Origin of the sequence: Pseudomonas sp. ADAK21, from assembly GCF_012935735.1 — a bacterium.
GTDB classification, from domain to species: Bacteria; Pseudomonadota; Gammaproteobacteria; order Pseudomonadales; family Pseudomonadaceae; genus Aquipseudomonas; species Aquipseudomonas proteolytica.
In genome coordinates this window covers 1,813,404-1,835,570 of sequence record NZ_CP052857.1, presented here as the reverse complement: position 1 = coordinate 1,835,570, position 22,167 = coordinate 1,813,404, and the positions used below count along the sequence as shown (strand labels likewise).

At 61.2% G+C, this 22,167-nt stretch carries 22 protein-coding genes and 1 pseudogene; 9 read left to right on the top strand and 14 right to left on the bottom strand.

Features of this window, described 5'->3' with window-relative positions; all coding sequences use genetic code 11:
- Positions 1-21 precede the first annotated feature (21 nt).
- From HKK57_RS08475 to HKK57_RS08455, 5 genes are all read right to left on the bottom strand, one after another.
- A complete protein-coding gene (locus tag HKK57_RS08475) occupies positions 22-402 on the bottom strand; it encodes a RidA family protein (protein WP_025130815.1) in 381 nt (126 codons plus the stop codon).
- Between the two features lie 38 nt (positions 403-440).
- Complete coding sequence (gene spoT, locus HKK57_RS08470) at positions 441-2,546, bottom strand: bifunctional GTP diphosphokinase/guanosine-3',5'-bis pyrophosphate 3'-pyrophosphohydrolase (protein ID WP_029289828.1); 2,106 nt, start codon at positions 2,544-2,546, stop codon at positions 441-443.
- Positions 2,547-2,606: 60 nt separating this feature from the next.
- Positions 2,607-2,870 carry a DNA-directed RNA polymerase subunit omega gene (gene rpoZ, locus HKK57_RS08465; protein WP_003176920.1) on the bottom strand — a complete coding sequence of 88 codons (264 nt, stop codon included), beginning with the start codon at positions 2,868-2,870 and terminating at the stop codon, positions 2,607-2,609.
- Positions 2,871-3,037: 167 nt separating this feature from the next.
- Positions 3,038-3,658 carry a guanylate kinase gene (gene gmk / locus HKK57_RS08460; RefSeq protein WP_070994054.1) on the bottom strand — a complete coding sequence of 207 codons (621 nt, stop codon included), beginning with the start codon at positions 3,656-3,658 and terminating at the stop codon, positions 3,038-3,040.
- A 10-nt stretch (positions 3,659-3,668) separates the two neighbouring features.
- Positions 3,669-4,532, bottom strand: a complete 864-nt coding sequence (locus tag HKK57_RS08455; protein WP_029289822.1) for a YicC/YloC family endoribonuclease — start codon at positions 4,530-4,532, stop codon at positions 3,669-3,671.
- A 233-nt stretch (positions 4,533-4,765) separates the two neighbouring features.
- On the opposite strand from HKK57_RS08455, the gene rph reads away from it, so the two are divergent.
- Together rph and HKK57_RS08445 are read left to right on the top strand one after the other, a co-directional pair.
- Entirely contained in the window at positions 4,766-5,488 is a 723-nt protein-coding gene (gene rph / locus HKK57_RS08450; RefSeq protein ID WP_029289820.1) for a ribonuclease PH, read from the top strand.
- Positions 5,489-5,511: 23 nt separating this feature from the next.
- Positions 5,512-5,880, top strand: a complete 369-nt coding sequence (locus HKK57_RS08445; RefSeq protein WP_029289818.1) for a DUF4870 domain-containing protein — start codon at positions 5,512-5,514, stop codon at positions 5,878-5,880.
- Positions 5,881-5,938: 58 nt separating this feature from the next.
- Here the strand turns inward: HKK57_RS08445 and HKK57_RS08440 are convergent, their stop codons facing one another.
- Entirely contained in the window at positions 5,939-6,718 is a 780-nt protein-coding gene (locus HKK57_RS08440; RefSeq protein WP_029289816.1) for an exodeoxyribonuclease III, read from the bottom strand.
- Positions 6,719-6,800: 82 nt separating this feature from the next.
- On the opposite strand from HKK57_RS08440, the gene pyrE reads away from it, so the two are divergent.
- Positions 6,801-7,445, top strand: a complete 645-nt coding sequence (gene pyrE / locus HKK57_RS08435) for an orotate phosphoribosyltransferase (RefSeq protein WP_070994053.1) — start codon at positions 6,801-6,803, stop codon at positions 7,443-7,445.
- Between the two features lie 185 nt (positions 7,446-7,630).
- Here pyrE and argB read toward each other — a convergent pair whose 3' ends face one another.
- From argB to coaBC, 4 genes and pseudogenes are all read right to left on the bottom strand, one after another.
- Complete coding sequence (gene argB, locus HKK57_RS08430) at positions 7,631-8,536, bottom strand: acetylglutamate kinase (protein ID WP_029289812.1); 906 nt, start codon at positions 8,534-8,536, stop codon at positions 7,631-7,633.
- A 21-nt stretch (positions 8,537-8,557) separates the two neighbouring features.
- Positions 8,558-9,964, bottom strand: a pseudogene (locus tag HKK57_RS08425) (phosphomannomutase/phosphoglucomutase); the annotation flags it as partial.
- Positions 9,965-10,112: 148 nt separating this feature from the next.
- Positions 10,113-10,568 (bottom strand): dUTP diphosphatase, encoded by a 456-nt coding sequence (dut, locus tag HKK57_RS08420; RefSeq protein WP_029289808.1) that lies wholly within the window; start codon positions 10,566-10,568, stop codon positions 10,113-10,115.
- 5 nt (positions 10,569-10,573) lie between these two features.
- Positions 10,574-11,782 carry a bifunctional phosphopantothenoylcysteine decarboxylase/phosphopantothenate--cysteine ligase CoaBC gene (gene coaBC / locus HKK57_RS08415; protein WP_169390020.1) on the bottom strand — a complete coding sequence of 403 codons (1,209 nt, stop codon included), beginning with the start codon at positions 11,780-11,782 and terminating at the stop codon, positions 10,574-10,576.
- A 131-nt stretch (positions 11,783-11,913) separates the two neighbouring features.
- On the opposite strand from coaBC, the gene radC reads away from it, so the two are divergent.
- Positions 11,914-12,588 (top strand): RadC family protein, encoded by a 675-nt coding sequence (gene radC, locus HKK57_RS08410; RefSeq protein WP_029289803.1) that lies wholly within the window; start codon positions 11,914-11,916, stop codon positions 12,586-12,588.
- 47 nt (positions 12,589-12,635) lie between these two features.
- On the opposite strand, the gene HKK57_RS08405 is transcribed toward radC, so the two are convergent.
- A complete protein-coding gene (locus tag HKK57_RS08405) occupies positions 12,636-14,228 on the bottom strand; it encodes an ABC transporter substrate-binding protein (protein ID WP_169390019.1) in 1,593 nt (530 codons plus the stop codon).
- A gap of 458 nt (positions 14,229-14,686) precedes the next feature.
- Here HKK57_RS08405 and rpmB point away from each other — a divergent pair, with 458 nt between their 5' ends.
- Together rpmB and rpmG are read left to right on the top strand one after the other, a co-directional pair.
- Positions 14,687-14,920: a 50S ribosomal protein L28 gene (rpmB, locus tag HKK57_RS08400; RefSeq protein ID WP_007920377.1), complete on the top strand. Its 234-nt coding sequence runs from the start codon at positions 14,687-14,689 to the stop codon at positions 14,918-14,920.
- An 11-nt stretch (positions 14,921-14,931) separates the two neighbouring features.
- Positions 14,932-15,087 carry a 50S ribosomal protein L33 gene (rpmG, locus tag HKK57_RS08395; RefSeq protein ID WP_003176906.1) on the top strand — a complete coding sequence of 52 codons (156 nt, stop codon included), beginning with the start codon at positions 14,932-14,934 and terminating at the stop codon, positions 15,085-15,087.
- Positions 15,088-15,167: 80 nt separating this feature from the next.
- On the opposite strand, the gene HKK57_RS08390 is transcribed toward rpmG, so the two are convergent.
- Positions 15,168-15,530 (bottom strand): cupin domain-containing protein, encoded by a 363-nt coding sequence (locus HKK57_RS08390; protein WP_029289794.1) that lies wholly within the window; start codon positions 15,528-15,530, stop codon positions 15,168-15,170.
- 228 nt (positions 15,531-15,758) lie between these two features.
- Between HKK57_RS08390 and HKK57_RS08385 the strand changes: the two genes are divergently transcribed.
- Both HKK57_RS08385 and HKK57_RS08380 read left to right on the top strand, forming a co-directional pair.
- Positions 15,759-17,252, top strand: coding sequence for an aldehyde dehydrogenase (locus HKK57_RS08385; RefSeq protein ID WP_029289792.1), 1,494 nt, complete (start codon positions 15,759-15,761; stop codon positions 17,250-17,252).
- A gap of 183 nt (positions 17,253-17,435) precedes the next feature.
- A complete protein-coding gene (locus tag HKK57_RS08380; RefSeq protein WP_070994050.1) occupies positions 17,436-18,578 on the top strand; it encodes an MFS transporter in 1,143 nt (380 codons plus the stop codon).
- A 126-nt stretch (positions 18,579-18,704) separates the two neighbouring features.
- Here HKK57_RS08380 and HKK57_RS08375 read toward each other — a convergent pair whose 3' ends face one another.
- On the bottom strand, positions 18,705-20,270 hold the full coding sequence (locus tag HKK57_RS08375) for a phospholipase D family protein (protein WP_029289787.1): 1,566 nt from the start codon (positions 20,268-20,270) through the stop codon (positions 18,705-18,707).
- 62 nt (positions 20,271-20,332) lie between these two features.
- Complete coding sequence (locus tag HKK57_RS08370) at positions 20,333-21,766, bottom strand: aminotransferase-like domain-containing protein (RefSeq protein ID WP_029289785.1); 1,434 nt, start codon at positions 21,764-21,766, stop codon at positions 20,333-20,335.
- Between the two features lie 166 nt (positions 21,767-21,932).
- Here HKK57_RS08370 and HKK57_RS08365 point away from each other — a divergent pair, with 166 nt between their 5' ends.
- The gene (locus HKK57_RS08365; protein ID WP_029289783.1) at positions 21,933-22,166 is read left to right on the top strand and encodes a DUF1127 domain-containing protein; all 234 of its coding nucleotides are present in this window, start codon (positions 21,933-21,935) and stop codon (positions 22,164-22,166) included.
- Position 22,167 lies beyond the last annotated feature (1 nt).

Here is a 22,167-nt window from a genome sequence, read left to right as displayed (position 1 = left end):
CCTGGGGTTGCGCCGAATGTATTACTCGATGACCAGAATCGCGTCCATCTCAACCTGCGAACCCTTTGGCAGGGCGGCAACGCCAATGGCGGCGCGGGCTGGGTAGGGTTGTTCGAAGTACTTGCCCATGATCTCGTTGACCTTGGCGAAGTGGCTCAGGTCGGTGAGGAAGATGTTCAACTTGACGATGTCCTTGAACGAACCGCCCGCTGCTTCGGCTACCGACTTGAGGTTTTCGAAGACTTGTACGGTCTGGGCTTCGAAGCCTTCAACCAGCTCCATGGTCTTTGGGTCCAGTGGGATCTGGCCGGACATGTAGACGGTGTTGCCCGCCTTGATCGCCTGGGAGTAAGTACCGATGGCAGCAGGTGCCTTGTCGCTGGTGATAACAGTCTTGGTCATGAATGACTCCTTGTAATGTCCGGGCTATAGGGGAGGCGTTATGCGCGCATGCGAGTGATGCGGATAACCCCGGTCAGGGCACGCAGTTTCTTGATCACACGGGCCAGGTGCACACGGTCGTGCACGCTGACCACCAGTTGGACCACGCTGATGCGACCATCGCGTTCGTCCATGCTGATTTTTTCGATATTGCCGTCGGCCGCGTTGACACTGCTGGCCAGCAAGGCGATCAGCCCGCGCTGGTGCTCCAGCTCCACTCGCAGCTCGACGTTGAATTCGCCGGTCACATCCTTGGCCCATGACAGCTGGATGCATTTTTCCGGGTTGTGGCGGATTTCACTGATATTGCGGCAGTTATCCAGGTGCACCACCATGCCTTTGCCGGCAGACAGGTGCCCGACAATCGGGTCGCCCGGGATCGGCGTGCAGCACTTGGCGTAGCTGAGGACCAGGCCTTCGGTGCCGCGAATGGCCAGCGGGCCTTCGGGGCTTGGCAACTGCTCGCCTTCGCCCAACAGGCGACGGGCGACGACATAGGCCATGCGGTTGCCCAGGCCGATATCTTCGAGCAGGTCTTCGATGGTTTCCTGGCGGTACTCGTGGAGGATCGCCTGCACGCGCTCGGCGGGGATCTTCTCCAGGGAGCTGTCAAAGCCGTTGAGTACCTTGTTCAGCAGGCGTTCACCCAGGCTGATGGACTCGGACCGGCGTTGCAGCTTCAGCGCGTGGCGGATGTGGGTGCGCGCCTTGCCGGTGACCACGAAGTTGAGCCACGCCGGATTCGGCCGGGCCCCCGGCGCGCTGACGATCTCCACGGTGGAGCCGCTTTGCAACGGTTCCGACAGCGGGGCCAGGCGACGATTGATCCGGCACGCGATGCAGCTGTTGCCGACGTCGGTGTGTACCGCGTAGGCAAAGTCGACCGCCGTGGAGCCCTTGGGCAGCTCCATGATCCGGCCTTTGGGCGTGAACACGTAGACCTCGTCCGGGAACAGGTCGATCTTCACGCTTTCGATGAATTCCAGCGAGTTGCCGGCACGTTGCTGCATTTCCAGCACGCCCTTGACCCACTGGCGGGCGCGGGCATGGGTGCCTTTGGGCTGCTCGTCGCCGGTGGATTTGTACAGCCAATGGGCGGCGATGCCGTTATTGGCCATCTCTTCCATTTCCCGGGTGCGGATCTGGATCTCGATCGGCACCCCATGCATGCCAAACAGCGTGGTGTGCAATGACTGATAGCCGTTTGCCTTGGGGATGGCGATGTAGTCCTTGAAGCGCCCCGGCAGGGGTTTGTACAAATTATGTACAGCACCCAACACGCGGTAACAGGTATCGACCTTGTCGACGATGATCCGGAACGCATACACGTCCATGATCTCGTTGAAGGCCCGGCGCTTGCCGCGCATCTTCTTGTAGATGCCGTAGATATGCTTTTGCCGCCCGCTGACTTCGCCTTCAATCTCGTCGATTGCCAGGCAATGGCTCAGGGACTCTTCGATCTTGTTGACGATTTCCTTGCGATTGCCCCGGGCGCGCTTGACCGCCTGGTAGATGCGCGCCGAACGCATCGGGTGCATGGCCTTGAAGCCGAGGTCTTCGAACTCGATACGAATGGCATGCATGCCCAGCCGGTTGGCGATGGGCGCGTAGATTTCCAGGGTTTCCTTGGCGATGCGCCGGCGTTTTTCACCGGACAGCACTTCCAGCGTGCGCATGTTGTGCAGCCGGTCGGCCAGCTTGACCAGGATTACCCGGATATCCCGGGCCATGGCCATGGCCATCTTCTGGAAGTTTTCCGCCTGGGCCTCGGCCTTGGTCTCGAAGTTCATCTGGGTCAGCTTGCTGACCCCGTCGACCAGGTCGGCCACGGTTTCGCCAAATTGTGCGCTGAGCGCTTCCTTGGCAATACCGGTGTCTTCGATCACGTCATGCAGCATCGCGGCCATCAGGCTTTGATGGTCCATGTGCATGTCGGCAAGAATATTGGCCACCGCAAGAGGGTGGGTGACGTACGCCTCGCCGCTACGGCGGCGTTGGCCGTCGTGGGCTTGTTCGGCGTAGAAGTACGCTCGGCGGACCAGGTTGACCTGGTCGGTGCCGAGGTAGGTCGATAAGCGATCGGCGAGGGCGTCTATACTCGGCAAAGTGTTAACTCCTGCCGAAGGCTGTGACCCCGCGCCGTGCTACGTCGACCAGGCATAGGCTTAGACGGCCTCGTTGGACTCGTCCTCGAACGCTGCAAACAGCGGTTCGTCTTCAACGATTTCGGCGTTGGCGATGAACTCGTAGCTCATCAGGCCTTCAGCGATTTCACGCAGGGCTACAACGGTAGGCTTGTCGTTTTCCCACTGGACCAGGGGCTCTTTGCCGCCAGTGGCCAATTGACGGGCACGCTTGGTAGAGAGCATGACCAGCTCAAAGCGGTTATCCACGTGTTCTAGGCAGTCTTCAACGGTTACGCGGGCCATGGTATTCCTCGGAGCGAATGCAAGATGCGCGCTGCCCGGTTGGGCGAGCGGACTCAACAGTTTAAAAAATCACCAGCGTTTAGGGAAGCGCTGATTTTCCGCAGGCCCCTGCAAACACGCTACAAGTGCCAATGTAAGGCCCTTGCAGCGGTTTTGGGAAGAGCCATTCAACCGAGCAGTTCGGCCAACAATTTGCCAAAACGCTGCTGCTGGCGTTTTTGCTGGAGCTGATTAGCGCGGAAAATCGCCTTCAGGTCGTCCAGGGCGTGGGCAAAATCGTCGTTGATGATCAGGTAGTCGTAATCCACATAGTGGCTCATTTCGCTGACAGCTTCGCGCATGCGCCCGGCGATGACCTCTTCGCTGTCCTGGCCGCGATTGTTCAGGCGCTGGTGCAAGGCTTCCAGTGAAGGCGGCAGGATAAAGATCGAACGGGCCTTGGGCATCAATTGGCGGACCTGTTCGGCGCCTTGCCAGTCGATTTCCAGGATCAGGTCGTGGCCTTCGTCCAGGGTCTGCTGCAGGTGGCTCTGGGACGTGCCATAGAGGTTGCCGAACACTTCGGCGCGCTCCAGGAAGTCACCGTGCTCGATCATCTTCACGAACTCGCTGCGCTCGACGAAGTGATAGTTCACACCGTTCACCTCACCGGGGCGCATGGCGCGGGTGGTGTGGGAGACCGATACGCGGATCTCCGGGTTGGTGTCGGTCAGGGCCTTGACCAAGCTGCTTTTGCCCGCGCCCGAGGGGGCGGAAATGATGTACAGGGTGCCGGTGCTGTGGGTCATGGGAGTTGCCTTACTCAATATTCTGTACTTGTTCGCGCATTTGCTCGATCAACACTTTGAGGTTGACCGCAGCCTGGGTGCTGCGCGGGTCGAAGGCTTTGGAGCCCAGTGTATTGGCTTCGCGGTTGAGTTCCTGCATCAGGAAGTCCAGGCGCCGACCAGCGGCACCGGCCGACTTGAGTACGCGACGCACCTCCAGGATGTGGGTGCTCAGGCGGTCGAGTTCTTCGGCGACGTCGCTTTTTTGCGCCAGCAGGACCATTTCCTGTTCCAGGCGTACCGGATCGAGGTCGGCCTTCATGTCGGTGAAGCGGTCGAGGACTTTCTGGCGCTGGGTGGCCAGCATTTGTGGCACCAGCTCGCGCAAGGTCACGACGTCTTCTTCGATGGCAGTCAGGCGCTCATTGATCAGGCGGGCCAGTTCGGCGCCTTCGCGCTCACGGCCGGCCTTGAGCTCCTTGAGGCCCTGGTTGAACAGGGCCAGGGCCTCGGCGTTCAGTGCCTGCGGGTCAGTGGCGTCAGCCACCAGTACGCCGGGCCAGGCCAGGACTTCCAGGGGGTTCAGTGCCGCCGGCTGCTTGATCAGGCTGGCAATGGTTTCAGCGGCAGCGACCAACTGTGCAGCGCGCTCGCGATCAACCTGCAGTGGCTTGCCGGTGGTTTCCTCGGTAAAGCGTAGGGTGCATTCCAGTTTGCCGCGTGAGATGCCCGCGCGCAGGGCTTCGCGCACGACGCCTTCAAGGTCGCGAAAGGACTCGGGCAGGCGCAGGTGCGGCTCCAGGTAGCGGCTGTTGACCGAGCGCAACTCCCAGCTCAGGGTGCCTTGGGCGCCGGCTTTTTCGACGCGGGCGAAGGCGGTCATGCTATGCACCATGGAGGTACCTCGCGATACAGTCCCGCAAACGGGCGGGCTGGTAGGTAGATTGAAGCCGACTGGCTGCGAAGGCGCAGGATTGTAGCGCAACGGGGCAAGCGCCCCCAAATGCTGGCTGTGACAAAGGGTGCCCAGGGCCGCCCTTTGGTAACCGAATTTATTAGCAGTGCCGCGAAGCGGCCTGCGGCTCTATAATGCTCGGCAGTTTTTCGTCCTCAGTACAGGTATCCCCTATGAAACGTCCAAGTGGTCGCGCTGCCGATCAGCTCCGCTCGATCCGCATCACCCGCAACTACACCAAACACGCCGAGGGATCTGTACTGGTCGAGTTCGGCGATACCAAGGTCATCTGCACCGTCAGCGTTGAAAACGGCGTGCCGCGTTTCCTCAAGGGCCAGGGCCAGGGTTGGTTGACCGCCGAATACGGCATGTTGCCGCGCGCCACCGGCGAGCGTAACCAGCGTGAAGCCAGCCGTGGCAAGCAGGGCGGTCGCACCCTGGAGATCCAGCGCCTGATCGGCCGTTCCCTGCGCGCTGCGCTGGACATGTCCAAGCTGGGCGACGTCACCCTGTACGTCGACTGCGATGTGATCCAGGCCGACGGCGGCACCCGCACCGCGTCCATCACTGGCGCCATGGTCGCGCTGGTCGATGCGCTGAAAGTGATCAAGAAGCGCGGCGGCCTGAAAGGCGGCGACCCGCTCAAGCAGATGATTGCAGCTGTATCGGTGGGCATGTATCAGGGCGAGCCTGTGTTGGACCTGGACTACCTGGAAGATTCGGCGGCCGAGACCGACCTGAATGTGGTCATGACCAGCACCGGTGGGTTCATCGAAGTGCAGGGCACCGCCGAAGGCGCGCCGTTCCAGCCAGCAGACCTGAACGCCATGCTGGCCCTGGCCCAGAAAGGCATGAGCGAAATCTTCGAACTACAGACCGCCGCACTGGCTGACTGAAACCCGCCTCAAGGAGCAACGCCATGAGTGACAACCAGCTTCCTGTGCCAGCCCAGACCAAGGAAGTGCGCCAGTGGGCCATGCTCTGTCACTTCGCGGCGTTCCTTGGCCTGGTGTTCCCCTTCGGCAGTGTGCTGGGGCCTTTGATCCTGTGGCAGGTGAAGAAGGACATGGATCCGCTGATCGATGATCAGGGCAAGGAAGCGCTGAACTTCCAGCTGACCGTGGCCATTGCCTGGCTGGTCTGCTTTGTCCTGGGTTTTGTGATCATTGGTTTCCTGATGATGGCGGTGCTGGTGATTGCCGCGTTGGTGCTGACCATCATTGGGGGCATCAAGGCCAATAAAGGCATTGCCTACCGTTACCCGTGCACATGGCGATTGATCAAATAATGATCGCCCACAAAAAAACCGACAGCGATGTCGGTTTTTTTGTACCTGGAACATGACCTCAGATGGTCAAGGTCCAGTCGTAATCCACGATCAACGGCGCGTGTTGCGAGAAGCGCGGTTGACGCGGCAGGCGTGCGCTGCGGACAAACCGGCGCAGGCCGGGGGTCAGCAGTTGGTAGTCAAAACGCCAGCCCAGGTTGAGCATCTCGGCCTGTTCGTTGTCCGGCCACCAGCTGTACTGGTCACCTTCACGGCTGACTTCACGCAGGGCATCTACATAGCCCATGTTGCCGACAATCTCGTCCATCCAGGCCCGTTCCGGCGCCAGGAAGCCCGGGGATTGCTGGCTGTCGCGCCAGTTCTTGATATCCAGCTTCTGTTGCGCCACGTACAGCGAGCCACAATAAATGTACTCGCGGCGTTTGCGTCGCTGTTTATCCAGATAACGGGCGAAATCGTCCATTAGCTTGAACTTCTGGTTCAAGTCTTCATCGCCGTTCATCCCCGAAGGGAGCAGCAAGGTAGCAATACTGACTTTGTCGAAATCGGCTTGCAGGTAGCGCCCGTAGCGATCGGCTGTCTCGAAGCCGAGGCCGCTGATGACCGCCTTGGGTTGCAACCGTGAATACAGAGCCACGCCACCTTGGGCAGGGACTTCGGCATCACAGGCATAAAGGAAGTAGCCATCCAGTTGGAAGGCTGGGTCGTCCAGTTCAAAGGCGGAGGCGCGCGTGTCCTGCAGGCAGATGACGTCGGCATTCTGGGCTTGCAGCCAACTGAGCAAACCACGCTCGACTGCAGCCTGAATACCATTAACGTTCACACTGATGATCCGCATAAATGGCCCCAAAAATCGCGTGCGTGTATGATACACGCCGTCTACCTATTTAGCTAAATCCGTGGTATCTGAGGCTTTTTTCATGCAGGCGTATCAACGCGATTTCATTCGTTTTGCCATCGATCGCGGGGTTTTGCGCTTCGGTGAGTTCACCCTCAAGTCCGGGCGCACCAGCCCATACTTCTTCAATGCCGGCCTGTTCAACTCGGGTTCTGCCCTGGCGCAGCTGGGGCGTTTCTACGCTGCCGCCATCGTTGAAAGCGGCATTTCCTTCGACGTGCTGTTTGGCCCGGCCTACAAAGGCATTCCGTTGGCTGCCGCGACCGCGGTGGCCCTGGCTGAACATCACGACCGGGATCTGCCATGGTGCTTCAACCGCAAGGAAGCCAAGGCCCACGGCGAAGGCGGCAGCCTGGTCGGCGCTCCGTTGACCGGTGATGTGCTGATCATCGACGACGTGATCACCGCCGGCACCGCGATCCGCGAAGTGATGCAGATCATTGCGTCCCAGGATGGCGCCAAGGCCGCTGGCGTGTTGATCGCGCTGAACCGCCAGGAGCGTGGCAACGGTGAGTTGTCGGCGATCCAGGAAGTGGAACGTGACTTCGCAATCCCGGTGGTGAGCATTGTCTCGCTGAACCAGGTATTGCAGTTCCTCGAAGACGACCCCCAGCTCAAGCAGCACCTGCCGGCTGTACGGGCGTACCGCGAGCAGTTTGGCGTCTGACACAACCCCCTTGTAGCTGATGAGCTCGTGTAGGAGCGAGCTTGCTCCCGATAGCGGTAGTACATTCAACACTGATGTTGACTGACAAGCCCGCTCCTACAGGGGATCTCCACAAGGCTGCAGGTCGGCGCACATAAAAAAGCCCCCGTTCAACCAGGTTGAACGGGGGCTTTTTGTTTCAGCGGTCAGGGACGCTTGCGATTGCTGATCAGCGTGCCCATGCCGGTATCAGTGAAGATTTCCAGCAACACCGCGTTCGGCACCCGGCCATCGATGATCAGCGAGCTGCCTACGCCACCTTGCACGGCTTCCAGTGCGCAGCGGATCTTCGGCAGCATGCCGCCGTAGATGGTGCCGTCGGCGATCAAATCGTCGACCTGCTGGGTAGTCAGGCCGGTCAGGACCTTGCCTTCCTTGTCCATCAGGCCGGCAATGTTGGTCAGCAGCATCAGCTTCTCGGCCTTCAGGGCCTCGGCTACTTTACCGGCGACCAGGTCGGCGTTGATGTTGTAGGACTCACCATTGGCACCCACGCCGATCGGCGCGATCACCGGAATGAAGTCACCCTTGACCAGCAGGTTCAGCAAGTCGGTGTTGATGCCGATCACTTCGCCTACCTGGCCAATGTCGATGATTTCCGGCTGGGTCATCTCCGGGGTCTTGCGGGTCACGGTGAGTTTCTTCGCCCGGATCAGCTCGGCGTCCTTGCCGGTCAGGCCGATGGCGCTGCCGCCATGACGGTTGATCAGGTTGACGATGTCTTTGTTCACCTGGCCGCCAAGGACCATCTCCACCACGTCCATGGTCTGCGCATCGGTGACGCGCATACCGTCGATGAAGTGACTCTCGATGGACAAGCGCTTGAGCAGGTCACCGATCTGCGGGCCGCCGCCGTGGACCACCACCGGGTTGATCCCGACGGCTTTCATCAGCACGATGTCGCGGGCAAAGCCGGTTTTCAGCTCGTCGCTTTCCATGGCATTGCCGCCGTACTTGATCACCAGCGTCTTGCCGACGTAGCGTCGAATGTAAGGCAGCGCTTCGGAAAGGACCTTGGCGGTGTTGGCGGCGGCTTCGCGTTCGAGGGTCATTCAGGGCTCCGGGGCAAATAATCAGAACGGTAGTTGGAGATCAGGGGCAACACGTTTCAACTGGGCGTGGAACACGTCCTTGATGCGCTGCAACTCGGCCTTGGTATCCGCCTCGAAACGCAGGACCAGCACCGGTGTGGTGTTGGACGCGCGAACCAGGCCCCAGCCTTCGGCATAATCGACTCGCACACCATCAATGGTGGTCAGGTTGGCGCCTTCACCCCATTGCGCATCGTGCAGTGCGTCAATGATGCTGAATTTGCTCTCTTCGGTCACATGGATATTGATTTCCGGCGTAGAAATATCGTTCGGGAAGGTCTCGAACAGATCCTCGGCGCTGGATTTCTCCTTGCTGAGGATCTCCAGCAGACGTGCGGCACTGTAGATGCCGTCGTCGAAACCGAACCAGCGCTCCTTGAAGAACACATGGCCGCTCATTTCGCCCGCCAGCAGGGCGCCGGTTTCCTTCATTTTCTTTTTGATCAGCGAGTGACCGGTCTTCCACATCAGTGGGCGGCCACCGTATTCCTTGATCAGCGGTGTGAGGCGACGGGTGCACTTCACGTCGAAAATAATCTCGGCGCCTGGGTTGCGCGCCACCACGTCGCGTGCGAACAGCATCAGCAGGCGATCGGGGAACACGATGCTGCCGGTGTTGGTCACCACGCCCACGCGGTCGCCATCGCCATCGAAGGCCAGGCCGACATCGGCGCCCACTTCTTCGACCTTGGCGATCAGGTCCACCAGGTTTTCAGGCTTGCCCGGGTCCGGGTGATGGTTGGGGAAGTGGCCGTCGACGTCGCAGAACAGCGGGATCACTTCGCAGTTCAGGGCTTCGAGCAGTTGCGGGGCGATTACGCCTGCAGCGCCGTTACCGCAGTCCACCACGACCTTCAGGCGACGCTCAAGCTTGACGTCCCGGGTGATTTCGTCGGAATAGCGCTGGAGGATATCGACCTTGGTGATGCTGCCTTTGCCGCTGGTCAGGTCATTGGTTTTCAGGCGCGTGTGCAGGGCCTGGATCTGTTCGTTGGCCAGGGTGTCGCCCGCAATCACGATCTTGAAGCCGTTGTAGTCCGACGGGTTGTGGCTGCCGGTGAGCATGACGCCCGACTTGCCGGCCAGCACGTTGGCGGCGTAGTACAGCGCCGGTGTCGGCACCAGGCCGACGTCGCTGACATGGCAGCCGCTGTCGGCCAGGCCCTGGATCAGGCGTTCCACCAGCTCGGGGCCGGACAGGCGGCCATCACGGCCTACCGAGACGTTGGGTTCGCCCTGGGCCAGGCTTTGGGAGCCGATGGCGCGGCCGATCCAGTAGGCGGTTTCGGCGGTCAGGGTTTTCGGGACGACGCCACGGATGTCGTAGGCGCGGAAAATACTGTCGGGAAACGTCGGGGCGACTGGGGCTGCGTTGCTCATCACTGGGGAAACTCCATCGATACGGGGCGGACAGGCCTGAATATGGCGACCGGCAGGCTCAAACTGAAGGGTAAGACGGCGTTTTTGGCCTAGAGTTCGTGGTGCGAAAATGCCATCGGGGCATGCCGGGCGCGGAGCCCGGCATGCCTGAGCGTAGTCAGTGGCTGCCGGAATGCCCGAAACCGCCTGCGCCACGCTGGGTTTCGTCGAACTCGGTCACCAGTTCGAAATGCGCCTGCACCACCGGTACCAGCACCAGTTGGGCGATACGTTCGCCAACGGCGATATTGAAGGCGGTCTGGCCACGGTTCCAGCACGAGACCATCAGTTCGCCCTGGTAATCGGAGTCGATCAGGCCAACGAGGTTGCCCAGGACGATCCCGTGTTTGTGGCCCAGGCCCGAGCGCGGCAGGATCAGCGCGGCCAGGCCGGGATCGCCGACGTAGATCGACAGGCCGGTGGGGATCAGCAGGGTCTGGCCCGGCTCAAGCACGGTGTCCTGCTTGAGCATGGCGCGCAGGTCCAGGCCGGCGGAGCCCGGTGTGGCGTAGGCCGGCAGTGGGAATTCGCTGCCGATGCGGGGGTCGAGGATCTTGGCTTGCAAAGCGTGCATGGAAATTAAACCTGGTTCAGCCGTTGGGCGATAAAAGAGATCAGTTGGCGGGCAATCTTGCCCTTGCTGGTCTGGGCGAAAAGGGTCGCGTGCAGTTCGCGGTCGATCACGCTGCAGGCGTTTTCCTCGCTGTTGAAACCGATGCTCGGGTTGGCGACATCATTGGCAACGATCAGGTCGAGGTTTTTGTCTTTCAGTTTGCGTGCGGCGTAGTCCAGCAGGTTTTCGGTTTCGGCGGCGAAACCGACGCTGAACGGACGATCTTCGCGGGTGGCGATGGTGGCCAAAATATCCGGGTTGCGGACCATTTGCAGGAGCAGGCCGTCGCCGCTTGTAGGGTCTTTCTTGAGTTTTTGCGGCGCAACTACTTCCGGACGGTAGTCTGCGACCGCTGCCGAGGCGATAAACACATCGCAGGGAATCGCCGCCTCACAGGCCGCAAGCATGTCACGGGCGCTGACTACGTCGATGCGGGTGACCCGATCCGGGGTCGGCAGGTGCACCGGGCCGGTGATCAGGGTCACGCGTGCGCCTGCCTCAACCGCCGCTTCAGCCAGGGCAAAGCCCATTTTCCCTGAGCTATGGTTGGTGATGTAGCGCACCGGGTCGATGTTTTCCTGGGTCGGGCCGGCAGTGATCAGCACGTGCTTGCCGGTCAGGGCCAGGTGCTGGAAACACTCGGCGGCGCACAGCGCCAGGTCGGTGGCTTCGAGCATGCGGCCCAGGCCGACGTCGCCACAGGCCTGGCTGCCGGAGGCCGGGCCGAAGACCTTGAGGCCACGGCTTTGCAGCAATTGGGTGTTGGCCTGGGTGGCGGGGTCGCGCCACATGGCCTGGTTCATCGCCGGGGCGATGGCGACAGTGGCGTCGGTGGCCAGTACCAGCGTGGTCAGCAAGTCGTCGGCAATGCCTTGGGCGAGGCGCGCAATCAGGTCGGCGGTGGCGGGTGCGATCAGCACCAGGTCGGCCCATTTGGCCAGCTCGATATGGCCCATGGCAGCTTCGGCCGCCGGGTCCAGCAGGTCCAGGTGAACCGGGTGGCCGGACAGCGCCTGCATGGTCAGCGGGGTAATGAACTCACTGCCGCCACGGGTCATGACCACGCGTACTTCGGCGCCTTGGTCCAGGAGCCTGCGAACCAGCTCTGCGCTCTTGTAGGCGGCAATGCCGCCGCCGACGCCGAGAACGATGCGTTTCCGATACAGACGCTGCATTGGTTTGCCTTTCCAGTTCAGTGATGGCGTTGCGATCCCCCCTCCCCAGGAGAAATCGCGCGCAAAAAAGAGGGGCTAAGATAACACAGCGTCCGCCATGCAACAGCGGCGCACATGCACAGGGAGGTGGCATGAGTATTCGCAATTGGCCTGCGGCGGAGCGTCCGCGGGAGAGGCTTTTGGAGTTGGGCGCGGCGAGTCTTTCGGATGCCGAGTTGCTGGCGATATTCCTGCGCACCGGCGTCTCGGGTAAAAGTGCAGTGGATCTGGCGCGTCATCTGCTGGAGCAATTTGGCAGCCTGCGCGCACTGCTGGAGGCCCGGCAGGCCTTATTCATCCAGCATCTGGGGCTGGGGCCGGCTAAATTCGCCCAGTTGCAGGCGGTGCTGGAAATGGGCCGGCGCCATCTGGCCGAGCATGTGCGTAATGAGTCGGTGCTGGAAAGCCCGGTGGCGGTGCGTGATTACCTCAAGGCACTGCTGCGCCATCAACCCCATGAGATCTTTGGTTGCCTGTTTCTCGATTCAAGGCATCGGGTGCTGGGCTTCGAAGCGTTGTTCCAGGGCTCCATCGACAACGCCACGGTTTACCCACGACAAGTGGTCAAGCGCGCCCTGGACTACAACGCTGCGGCGTTGATCCTGTGCCACAACCACCCCTCCGGGAATGCCGAGCCGAGCATCGCTGATCGAAAATTGACCAAAGTGCTGCAAAAAGCCCTGGATCTGGTGGATGTGCGGGTACTCGACCACATTATCGTCGGCGACGGCGATCCGCTGTCGATGGCCGAATATGGCTGGATATAACGCAACCCCGTGTAGGAGCCGGCAAGCCGGCTCATACACACGAAGGGTCAGGGGGTGACGCTGACTTTGGAGAAGTCCTGGCGCCCAAACGGGCTGACCTGATACCCCTCGACATTCTTGCGTGTCAGGGCAAAGGCCGTCGGATGGGCCAGTGGCAACCACAGCGCCTGCTGCTGGATCTGCGCCTGCGCCTGTTGGTAGAGCTTGCTGCGCACGCCTTGCTCGTTGGTGGTCTTGCCGGCACTGATCAGCTTGTCCAGCGCCGGGTCGCAGTAACGGGCGAAGTTGGTGCCGGATTTGACCGCCGCGCAGGAAAACTGCGGGGTCAGGAAGTTATCCGGGTCGCCGTTGTCGCCGGCCCAGCCCATGAACAACAGATCGTGCTCGCCGGCCTTGGCGCGGCGGATCAGCTCGCCCCATTCGATCACGCGGATCTCTGCCTGGATGCCGATCTTGGCCAGGTCTGCCTGCAACAGCTGGGCGCCCAGGCTGGGGTTGGGATTGAGCAGGCTGCCGGATGGCCGGGTCCAGATAGTGGTCTTGAAACCGTCCTTGAGCCCGGCGCGATCCAGCAGCCCCTTGGCCTTGGCAATGTCCTGTGGATAACCCGGCAACTCCTTGGCAAAGCTCCAGGTATTGGGCGGGTAAGGCCCATTGGCAGCTTCGGCGGTGCCTTCAAACACGGCCTTGAGGTAGCTGGCCTTGTCGAAGGCCAGGTTGATTGCCTGGCGCACTTCGGGTTTGTCCAGTGGCGGGTGCTGGCTATTGATGGCGACGAAAGCCGTCATGAAGGCAGCAGTTTTTTCCACCTTGAGTGCAGGATCCTTTTGCGCTTCACCGATATCCAGGGGCTTGGGTGACAAGGCGATCTGACATTCGTCCCGGCGCAGTTTCTGCAGGCGCACATTGGCGTCCGTGGTGATAGCAAAGATCAAGTTATCCACAGCCGGCTTGCCGGCAAAATAATCCGGGTTGGCCTTGTAGCGGATGGCCGCATCTTTCTGGAAGCGCCCGAACACGAACGGCCCGGTGCCGATGGGTTGGCTATTGAGCTTTTCCGGGGTACCGGCCTTGAGCAGCTTGTCGGCGTATTCGGCGGGGTAGATCGAGGCAAAGCCCATGCTCAGCGCGGCGAGGAAGGTGGAATCGGCGTGATCCAGGGTAAAACGCACGGTCAGCGGGTCAAGGGCGTCGATCTTCTTGATCAGCGCTGGCAGTTGCAGCGACTGGGCGTGGGGGAAGCCGCTCTGGGCGATCTTGTGCCAGGGGTTGGCCGGGTCGAGCATGCGCTCGAAGCTGAAACGCACGTCTTCAGCCGTGAGGCTGCGGCTTGGGTTGAAATACGCAGTGCGGTGGAATTTGACGTCCGGGTGCAATTTAAAGGTATAGGTCAGGCCGTCCGGGGAGACTTCCCAGCTGTCGGCCAGGCTCGGTACCAGCTTGCCGCTCTCGGCATCGAAGTCCACCAGGCGGTTCATCAGCACATCCGCCGAGGCGTTGGTGGTGGTCAGCGAGTTGTATTGCACCACGTCAAACCCTTCGGGGCTGGCCTCGGTGCAGACGCTCAGCGTAGAGGCTGCCTGGGCCAGTGGGGCGAGGAAGAACGGGGCGAGCAATAAGGGTAGGGCAGCGAGACGCATGGTCGGTTTCCTTTGCAGATCGGAGGCCCATCTGCGAGTGCAGTCTGGAAAAGTCCTACCGTAGTGGGCTCATTCATAAATGACTAGCCCATTTTTGCCTGTGCATTTACGGCAAATACTGTTTTGATGGCGCTTCAGGTCATTTTGCCCAGGGCCTTGGCCTGCAAGCAGCGGCGACAAATCATTCGGTGCGACGAGCGGTTCTGCAGCACGGCGCCCCACCCTGGCAGCGCTTGAGGCCTGTTCGGGCGAGATTTACAGCGGGAAAAACACACCGGCTGTTGTTGCACTGGGGTCTTTCTGGTATAAAGCAGCGCTCTTTTCTAGGGGCCCGGTTCCTTCACTGTAGGTGTAGCCGGTAAGACCCTTAAAGAAACGCGGCGCCTGGCGCCAAATGACTGAGAGATTAAGCGGCCAACCCATGCCGGGTTGGGCATGTGGTTTTAGAGGGCTGAGGCATGTCGAGAGTCTGTCAAGTTACCGGTAAGGGTCCGGTGACTGGGAATAACATTTCCCACGCAAACAACAAAACCCGTCGTCGTTTCCTGCCAAACCTGCAGCATCACCGCTTCTGGGTTGAAGAAGAGAAACGTTTTGTCCGTCTGCGCGTATCTGCCAAAGGCATGCGCATCATCGACAAGCGTGGCATCACTGTCGTGCTCGCTGAACTGCGCCGCGACGGCAAAATCTAAGGAGCTATATCATGCGTGAATTGATTCGAATGATCTCTAGCGCCGGTACTGGTCACTTCTACACTACCGACAAGAACAAGCGTACTACCCCGGACAAGCTCGAAAAGAAAATGTTCGACCCGCGCGTTCGCAAGCACGTGATCTACAAAGAAGGCAAAATCAAGTAATTGGTTTTCTTTCTTGTGAAAAAAACCCGCATCTCACGATGCGGGTTTTTTTTCGTCTTTGAAAAGTCGCGATCGACCGATCAGGCCTTTTCTTCGAACACCACGTAGATCTTGCGGCACGGCTCCAGCACTTCCCAGGTGCCCCTGAAACCGGCCGGGATGACGAAGCGATCACCGGCGCGCAAGGTCTTGGCGTTGCCGTCGCCATCGCGAAGTACCGAAACTCCCTGCACGATCTCGCAATATTCGTGTTCGGTGTAGTTCACCGTCCATTGCCCGACTTCACCCTCCCACACCCCGGCGTTCATCTGGCCGCACGGGCTGTTGTAGTGGTTGAAGAGCGTCTGCTCGGGGTCGCCCTTGAGGATTTTTTCGGTGGCGGGGCGGTAGCGTTCGGCGGCGGTGTTCGCTTGGCTGAAATCGACGACATCCTGAATGTTCATGCACGTATCCCGTCTAGGCCTGGGGTTGGAGAGCCAAAGTCTATGTTTATTAAAATGAACATCGCAAGGGCGTTTGCGGTCGTTATGTCAAATATATTGAAACATCCCCGGCGGCTGGTTTAGGGTGGCGGGTGCCTCGGACCGAATAGCTGGCTGGCCGGGCAAGCATTTGGAAGGGAACTGGTGATTACGCCGGGCCCTTATATTTAATAAGAGGAGGACACTCGCATGACCACCCTGACCCGTGCCGACTGGGAACAACGCGCCAAGGACCTGAAGATCGAAGGCCGCGCGTATATCAATGGCGAATACACCGCCGCCGTTTCCGGCGACACGTTCGAATGTCTCAGCCCGGTTGACGGCCGCCTGCTGACCACGGTTGCCAGCTGTGACGTCGCCGACGCCCAGCGCGCCGTGGAAAACGCCCGCGCCACCTTCAACTCGGGTGCCTGGTCACGCCTGGCCCCGGCCAAGCGTAAAGCCACCATGATCCGTTTCGCCGCGCTGCTCAAGGCCAATGCCGAAGAGCTGGCCCTGCTTGAAACCTTGGACATGGGCAAGCCAATCGGTGATTCCCTGGGCATCGACATTCCAGGCGCGGCGCAAGCCCTGAGCTGGAGCGGCGAGGCCATCGACAAGATTTACGACGAAGTCGCCGCCACCCCCCATGACCAACTGGGCCTGGTGACCCGCGAGCCCGTCGGCGTAGTGGCGGCCATCGTGCCGTGGAACTTCCCGCTGATGATGGCCTGCTGGAAACTGGGGCCGGCGCTGTCCACCGGTAACTCGGTCGTCCTCAAGCCGTCGGAAAAGTCGCCGCTGACCGCCATCCGCATCGCCGCCCTGGCCGTTGAAGCCGGTATCCCCAAAGGCGTGCTCAACGTGCTGCCGGGCTACGGCCACACCGTGGGCAAGGCGTTGGCGCTGCATATGGACGTCGACACTCTGGTGTTCACCGGTTCTACCAAGATCGCCAAGCAACTGATGATCTACTCCGGCGAGTCGAACATGAAGCGCGTCTGGCTGGAAGCCGGCGGCAAGAGCCCGAACATCGTGTTTGCCGATGCCCCGGACCTGCAAGCCGCTGCCGAATCCGCCGCTGGCGCCATCGCCTTCAACCAGGGCGAAGTCTGCACCGCCGGCTCGCGCCTGCTGGTGGAGCGTTCGATCAAGGACAAATTCCTGCCGATGGTGATCGAGGCCCTCAAGGGCTGGAAGCCGGGCAACCCGCTGGACCCGGCCACCAACGTCGGTGCGCTGGTGGATACCCAGCAGATGAACACCGTGCTGTCGTACATCGAAGCCGGGCACGCCGATGGCGCCAAACTGGTGGCCGGTGGCAAGCGCACCCTGCAGGAAACCGGCGGCACTTACGTCGAGCCGACGATTTTCGACGGTGTGACCAACGCCATGAAGATTGCCCAGGAAGAGATCTTTGGCCCGGTCCTGTCGGTGATCACCTTCGACAGCGCTGAAGAAGCCGTAGCCATCGCCAACGACACGCCTTATGGCCTGGCCGCTGCGGTATGGACCTCGGATATCTCCAAGGCGCACCTGACCGCCAAAGCGCTGCGCGCCGGTAGCGTGTGGGTCAACCAGTACGATGGCGGCGACATGACCGCGCCGTTCGGCGGGTTCAAGCAGTCGGGCAACGGTCGCGACAAGTCGCTGCACGCGTTCGACAAGTACACCGAACTGAAGGCAACCTGGATCAAGCTGTAAGCAACCCCGCTGATCCCCTGTAGGAGCGAGCTTGTGTGGGAGCTGGCTTGCCTGCGATAGCATCACCTCGGTGCAACTGATGTACCGAGGTGCCAGCATCGCGGGCAAGCCCGGCTCCCACACAAGCTCGCTCCTACAGTTCGTTTTACCGTCCACAAATGAGTTATCCACAGGAGCGTGGCAATGCGTTGGGCGACTTACTTTGCCGTCCTGGCTTCAGTACTCAGCGTCGGCCTTGCCCTGGGCGTCAGCATGCCGCTGGTGTCCCTGCGCCTGGAAAGCTGGGGCTACGGCAACTTTGCTATCGGCATCATGGCGGCGATGCCAGCGTTCGGTGTGTTGTTGGGCGCCAAGGTGTCGAGCCGCCTGGCTTCCTGGCTGGGCACGGCAAATCTGATGCGCCTGTGCCTGTGGGCCGGGGCGGTTTCCATCGGGTTGCTGGCGGTATTGCCCAGCTATCCGGTGTGGCTGGTGCTGCGGTTGATGATCGGGGTGATCCTGACCATTGTGTTTATCCTCGGCGAAAGCTGGATCAACCAACTGGTGGTGGAGCAGTGGCGTGGCCGGCTGGTGGCGCTGTATGGCTGTACCTACGCCTTGAGCCAGCTGTCGGGGCCGTTGTTGCTCGGCGTGCTGGGCACCGATCATGACTATGGCTTCTGGGTTGGCGTCGGTCTGTTGATCGTTGCGCCCTTCCTGCTGCTGGGGCGTAGCGGGGCGCCGACGGCAGAGGCCTTCAGCGTGACCTTTGGCGACTTGTGGGGATTTTGCCGGGGCTTGCCGGCGATCGCCTGGGCGGTGGCATTGTTTGCCGCGTTCGAGGCGATGATTCTGACGCTGTTGCCGGTGTATTGCCTGCAACAGGGCTTCACTGCCGAAGTGGCGTTGGCGATGGTCAGCACCGTGGTAGTAGGCGATGCCCTGCTGCAATTGCCGATTGGTGCGCTGGCCGACTACCTGCCCAGGCGCACCCTGTTTCTCGGCTGTGCGGTGCTGTTGCTGCTGTCGAGCCTGGCCATTGCGCCGTTGCTGGATACCTGGCTGATCTGGCCGATCTGGGTCCTGTTCGGTGCCAGTGCGGGGGGCTTGTTCACCTTGTCGTTGATTCTGATCGGCGAGCGCTACCGTGACGATGCGCTGGTGCGAGCCAATGCCCATATTGCCCAGTTGTGGGGGATTGGTTGCCTGATCGGGCCGCTGGTGGCGGGGGCTGGCAGCCAGTGGATCAGCGGGCATGCGTTGCCGTTGTTGATGGCCGCAGGTGCCTTGGGATTGGTGATTCTGTTGTTGCGCCAAGGCGCGTTTGGCCTCGAGCAACCAGCCTGACCTGGAAATGCGATCAAAACTGTGGGAGCTGGCTTGCCTGCGATAGCGGTGTATCAGTAGCAAATGGGCCAACTGACCCACCGCTATCGCAGGCAAGCCAGCTCCCACAATGGATATTCGTGGTTCTTAGAGCATGCGCTCCAGACCCACGGTGGTGGCAAACCAGGCATTGAACCGGCGCCACCAGCTCCCCGGCTCGCGGCTCAGGGTGTGCATCTGGCCGTTGTCTTCCGTGACCCAAACCACCTGGCCATCTTGCAGTTTTGCCTCATAACTCAACGCCGGCGCCATCCCTTGCAGGGCCAGGTTACGAACATGCTCGGCCAGTTCGGGGCTGTCCACCAGCACGCCGACCTCGGTGTTCCACAGCACCGAACGCGGGTCGAAATTGAACGAGCCGATAAACGACTTCTGCCGATCAAAAATCATCGCCTTGCTGTGCAGGCTCGAGTCCGAACCGTGCAGCGAGCGGCTGCCCAGCAGGTGCGGGCCACTGCCGCCACCGTCGCCCGGTTGGCGGCGCAGTTCGTACAACTTCACCCCGTGTTCCAGCAGCGCCTTGCGATAGGGCGCATAGCCGCCATGCACCGCCGGCACGTCGGTGGCTTCCAGGGCGTTGGTCAGCAGGCGCACGTCGACGCCTGCGTCCGCGCGGCCGGTGAGGTACACCAGGCCCGGCTGGCCGGGCACGAAGTAGGCCGAAATCATCATCAGCTCACTGTGCACGCCTTCCAGCTCTGGCCCCAGTTGGGTCGTGAGCAGCAGTTGTGGGTCGGGATCGGCCTTGGCCAGGACTTTGCTCGGCGCGTCCCACAGTGCCTGGTTCCAGGCCCAGATCAGTTCCCGGCGCCAGATATCCATGCGTGGCTGGGTCTGGTAGGTCCGCAGGCGGTTATACAGGGCATGGTTTTGCTGGCGCGATTCGGCCAGGGACTTCTCCAGAAGCCCGCGCGCCGTGGCCAGGTCGCGGGAGGACGGGGCGCTGGAGATAAAGTCGGCGATAGGTTTGCTCAGCGCACTGTTCCAGTACTGATCAAAACTGTGGCCCAGTTGCTCGGCCACGGGCCCCACACTGAGCATGTCGATATCGGTGAAGTTCAGGTTGGGCTCGGCATCGAAATACTCATCCCCCAGGTTGCGCCCGCCGACAATCGCCACGCTGTTGTCGGCCAGCCATAGCTTGTTGTGCATGCGCCGGTGTTGCAGCGACAGGTTGAACAGCCGGCCCATGGCCCGTGTCACGCCGGTGCTGCGCCCCAGGTGCAAGGGGTTGAACAGGCGGATCTGGATCTGCGGATGTGCAGCCAGTGTGGCGATGATCTGGTCCAGGCCGTCGCTGGTGGTGTCATCGAGGAGGATGCGCACCCGCACGCCACGGTCGGCCGCCGTCAGCAGCTCGTCCACCAGCATGCGCGTGCTGATGCCGTCATGGACGATGTAGTACTGCAAGTCGAGGCTGGTCTGGGCATTGCGGATCAATTCGGCGCGGGCCATGAACGCTTCGCTGCTGTTGGGCAGCAGGCGAAACCCGGAGCGGCCCTGATAGGGCGCGGCCTGGGCCTGGATCGAGCGCCCAAAGGCGGACTGCGTCGCCGGCAGTGCCTCGCTGGGCACCCGGGGCACGTCCAGGGTGGCGCAACCGCCCAGGCCCAGGAACCCCAGCAAAAAGAACGCTAACAGCCGTTGGCTCATCAAGGAGACAGGTTCCGAATCAGGACGGTGGTGGGCATATGACGGTGATTGCTGGCAAAAGGTCAGTCCATCCGCTGTTCGGCTTCGGCGAGCATCTTGCTCGCCGTTGCCCCGACCTTGCGCACCGCCTCTTCAATCTGCGGGGTTGGCTTGGCAGCGTAGTTCATCCGCAGGCAGTTACGGTATTTGCCCGAAGCGGAAAAGATACTGCCTACGGCAATTTGCACCCCCTGCTCGACCAGGGCCCGGTTGAGCCTGAGGGTGTCGAAGCCTTCGGGCAGTTCCACCCACAGCATAAAGCTGCCCTGGGGCCGGCTGGCGCGGGTGCCAGCGGGGAAATAGCGGCTGACCCAATCGAGCATCAGGTCGCGATTGCGCTGGTATTGGGTACGCATGCGCCGCAAATGCGGTTCGAAGTGCCCGTTCTTGAGGAATTCGGCAATGGCGATCTGTGGTTGGGTGGCGGTGGAGCCGGTGCTGATGTACTTCATGTGCAGCACCCGCTCCAGATAGCGTCCGGGCGCTACCCAGCCGATCCGCAGGCCGGGGGCCAGGGTCTTGGAGAACGAGCTGCAGAGTAGGACGCGGCCATCTTCGTCGAAGGACTTGATGGTGCGCGGCCGCGGGTAGCTGTAGGCCAGTTCGCCATACACATCGTCCTCAATGATCGCCACGTCAAAGCGCTGGGCCAGGGTCAGCAGCGCCCGCTTGCGCGCCTCGGGCATGATGTAACCCAGGGGGTTGTTGCAGTTGGGCGTCAGCTGGATGACCTTGATCGGCCATTGCTCCAGGGCCAGTTCCAGGGCTTCGAGGCTGATGCCGGTGAGCGGGTCAGTGGGGATTTCCAGGGCTTTCATGCCCAGGCCCTTGAGGGTCTGCATGGCGCCATGGAAGCTTGGCGAGTCCACGGCGACGATATCGCCGGGTTCGCAAATCGCACGGATGCTGGAGGATAAGGCTTCGTGGCAGCCAGTGGTGATCACGATGTCCTGGGCGTCGAGCTGGCAGCCGGAATCCAATGACAGACGGGCTATTTGCTCGCGCAATTCCATACAGCCGTAGATATTGTCGTAGTACAGGCCCGGCAGGTCCTGGCGGCGACTGACCCGGGCCAGGCTGCGCAGCAAGGGCTTGATGGTCGGTGACATTACATCTGGCATGCCGCGGCCCATCTGTATGACGTCTTTGCGCGGCACCGCGCGCACCAGTTCCAGTACCTGGTCCCACTGGGAGATCTCCACCGGGCGCTGGGCCGGCCGACCCACGGCGGGCAGCGCCGGCAGCTCGCGCCCAACGGGCACGAAGTAGCCGGATTTTGGCTTTGGCGTCGCCAGGCCGTTGTCTTCCAGTAACCGGTAAGCCTGTTGCACGGTGCTCAGGCTGACGCCATGTTCCACGCTCAGGGCACGCACCGAGGGCAGGCGATCGCCGGGGCGATAGAAGCCTTGCTCGATGCGGGTACCCAGCAATTCGGCGAGGTTGACGTAGAGGGTCATGGCGGTCGCTCCCGGTGGACCAGTACAGATGAAGGGAAAATACAGGATTCAGCTCCTGCATGGCAGTATCTGTATGGATTTAATAAAGGTTGGTTGAATCTGTAATGGTTTTGCCGCGCCATCCATTCTAGTCACTCATGGCAACAGGCAAATGAGGGGCAGGACAATGAGTGGCTTGAGCGATGTGCGGCTGGCGCTACACAGTCAGGAACTGGAAGCAGGGCAGGAGCGTGGGCTGACTGGGCTGGCGCCTGGTCAGCCGAGCCGTTGGGAACTGTTCTGGCGCCGTCGCCACACGCGCCAGGCCCTGCTGGACCTGACCCCGGAGCAACTGCGCGATATCGGCTTGAGCGCTGAGCAAGCGCGCCAGGAAGGCTTGAAACCGTTCTGGCGCGGGTGAG

Bases quoted from the DNA above. Each gene is read 5' to 3' on its own strand.
- HKK57_RS08475 (WP_025130815.1), bottom strand. From the start codon at position 402: ATGACCAAGACTGTTATCACCAGCGACAAGGCACCTGCTGCCATCGGT.
- rpoZ (WP_003176920.1), bottom strand. From the start codon at position 2,870: ATGGCCCGCGTAACCGTTGAAGACTGCCTAGAACACGTGGATAACCGC.
- gmk (WP_070994054.1), bottom strand. From the start codon at position 3,658: ATGACCCACAGCACCGGCACCCTGTACATCATTTCCGCCCCCTCGGGC.
- HKK57_RS08455 (WP_029289822.1), bottom strand. From the start codon at position 4,532: ATGGTGCATAGCATGACCGCCTTCGCCCGCGTCGAAAAAGCCGGCGCC.
- rph (WP_029289820.1), top strand. From the start codon at position 4,766: ATGAAACGTCCAAGTGGTCGCGCTGCCGATCAGCTCCGCTCGATCCGC.
- HKK57_RS08445 (WP_029289818.1), top strand. From the start codon at position 5,512: ATGAGTGACAACCAGCTTCCTGTGCCAGCCCAGACCAAGGAAGTGCGC.
- HKK57_RS08440 (WP_029289816.1), bottom strand. From the start codon at position 6,718: ATGCGGATCATCAGTGTGAACGTTAATGGTATTCAGGCTGCAGTCGAG.
- pyrE (WP_070994053.1), top strand. From the start codon at position 6,801: ATGCAGGCGTATCAACGCGATTTCATTCGTTTTGCCATCGATCGCGGG.
- argB (WP_029289812.1), bottom strand. From the start codon at position 8,536: ATGACCCTCGAACGCGAAGCCGCCGCCAACACCGCCAAGGTCCTTTCC.
- dut (WP_029289808.1), bottom strand. From the start codon at position 10,568: ATGCACGCTTTGCAAGCCAAGATCCTCGACCCCCGCATCGGCAGCGAA.
- coaBC (WP_169390020.1), bottom strand. From the start codon at position 11,782: ATGCAGCGTCTGTATCGGAAACGCATCGTTCTCGGCGTCGGCGGCGGC.
- radC (WP_029289803.1), top strand. From the start codon at position 11,914: ATGAGTATTCGCAATTGGCCTGCGGCGGAGCGTCCGCGGGAGAGGCTT.
- HKK57_RS08405 (WP_169390019.1), bottom strand. From the start codon at position 14,228: ATGCGTCTCGCTGCCCTACCCTTATTGCTCGCCCCGTTCTTCCTCGCC.
- rpmB (WP_007920377.1), top strand. From the start codon at position 14,687: ATGTCGAGAGTCTGTCAAGTTACCGGTAAGGGTCCGGTGACTGGGAAT.
- rpmG (WP_003176906.1), top strand. From the start codon at position 14,932: ATGCGTGAATTGATTCGAATGATCTCTAGCGCCGGTACTGGTCACTTC.
- HKK57_RS08390 (WP_029289794.1), bottom strand. From the start codon at position 15,530: ATGAACATTCAGGATGTCGTCGATTTCAGCCAAGCGAACACCGCCGCC.
- HKK57_RS08385 (WP_029289792.1), top strand. From the start codon at position 15,759: ATGACCACCCTGACCCGTGCCGACTGGGAACAACGCGCCAAGGACCTG.
- HKK57_RS08380 (WP_070994050.1), top strand. From the start codon at position 17,436: ATGCGTTGGGCGACTTACTTTGCCGTCCTGGCTTCAGTACTCAGCGTC.
- HKK57_RS08375 (WP_029289787.1), bottom strand. From the start codon at position 20,270: ATGAGCCAACGGCTGTTAGCGTTCTTTTTGCTGGGGTTCCTGGGCCTG.
- HKK57_RS08370 (WP_029289785.1), bottom strand. From the start codon at position 21,766: ATGACCCTCTACGTCAACCTCGCCGAATTGCTGGGTACCCGCATCGAG.
- HKK57_RS08365 (WP_029289783.1), top strand. From the start codon at position 21,933: ATGAGTGGCTTGAGCGATGTGCGGCTGGCGCTACACAGTCAGGAACTG.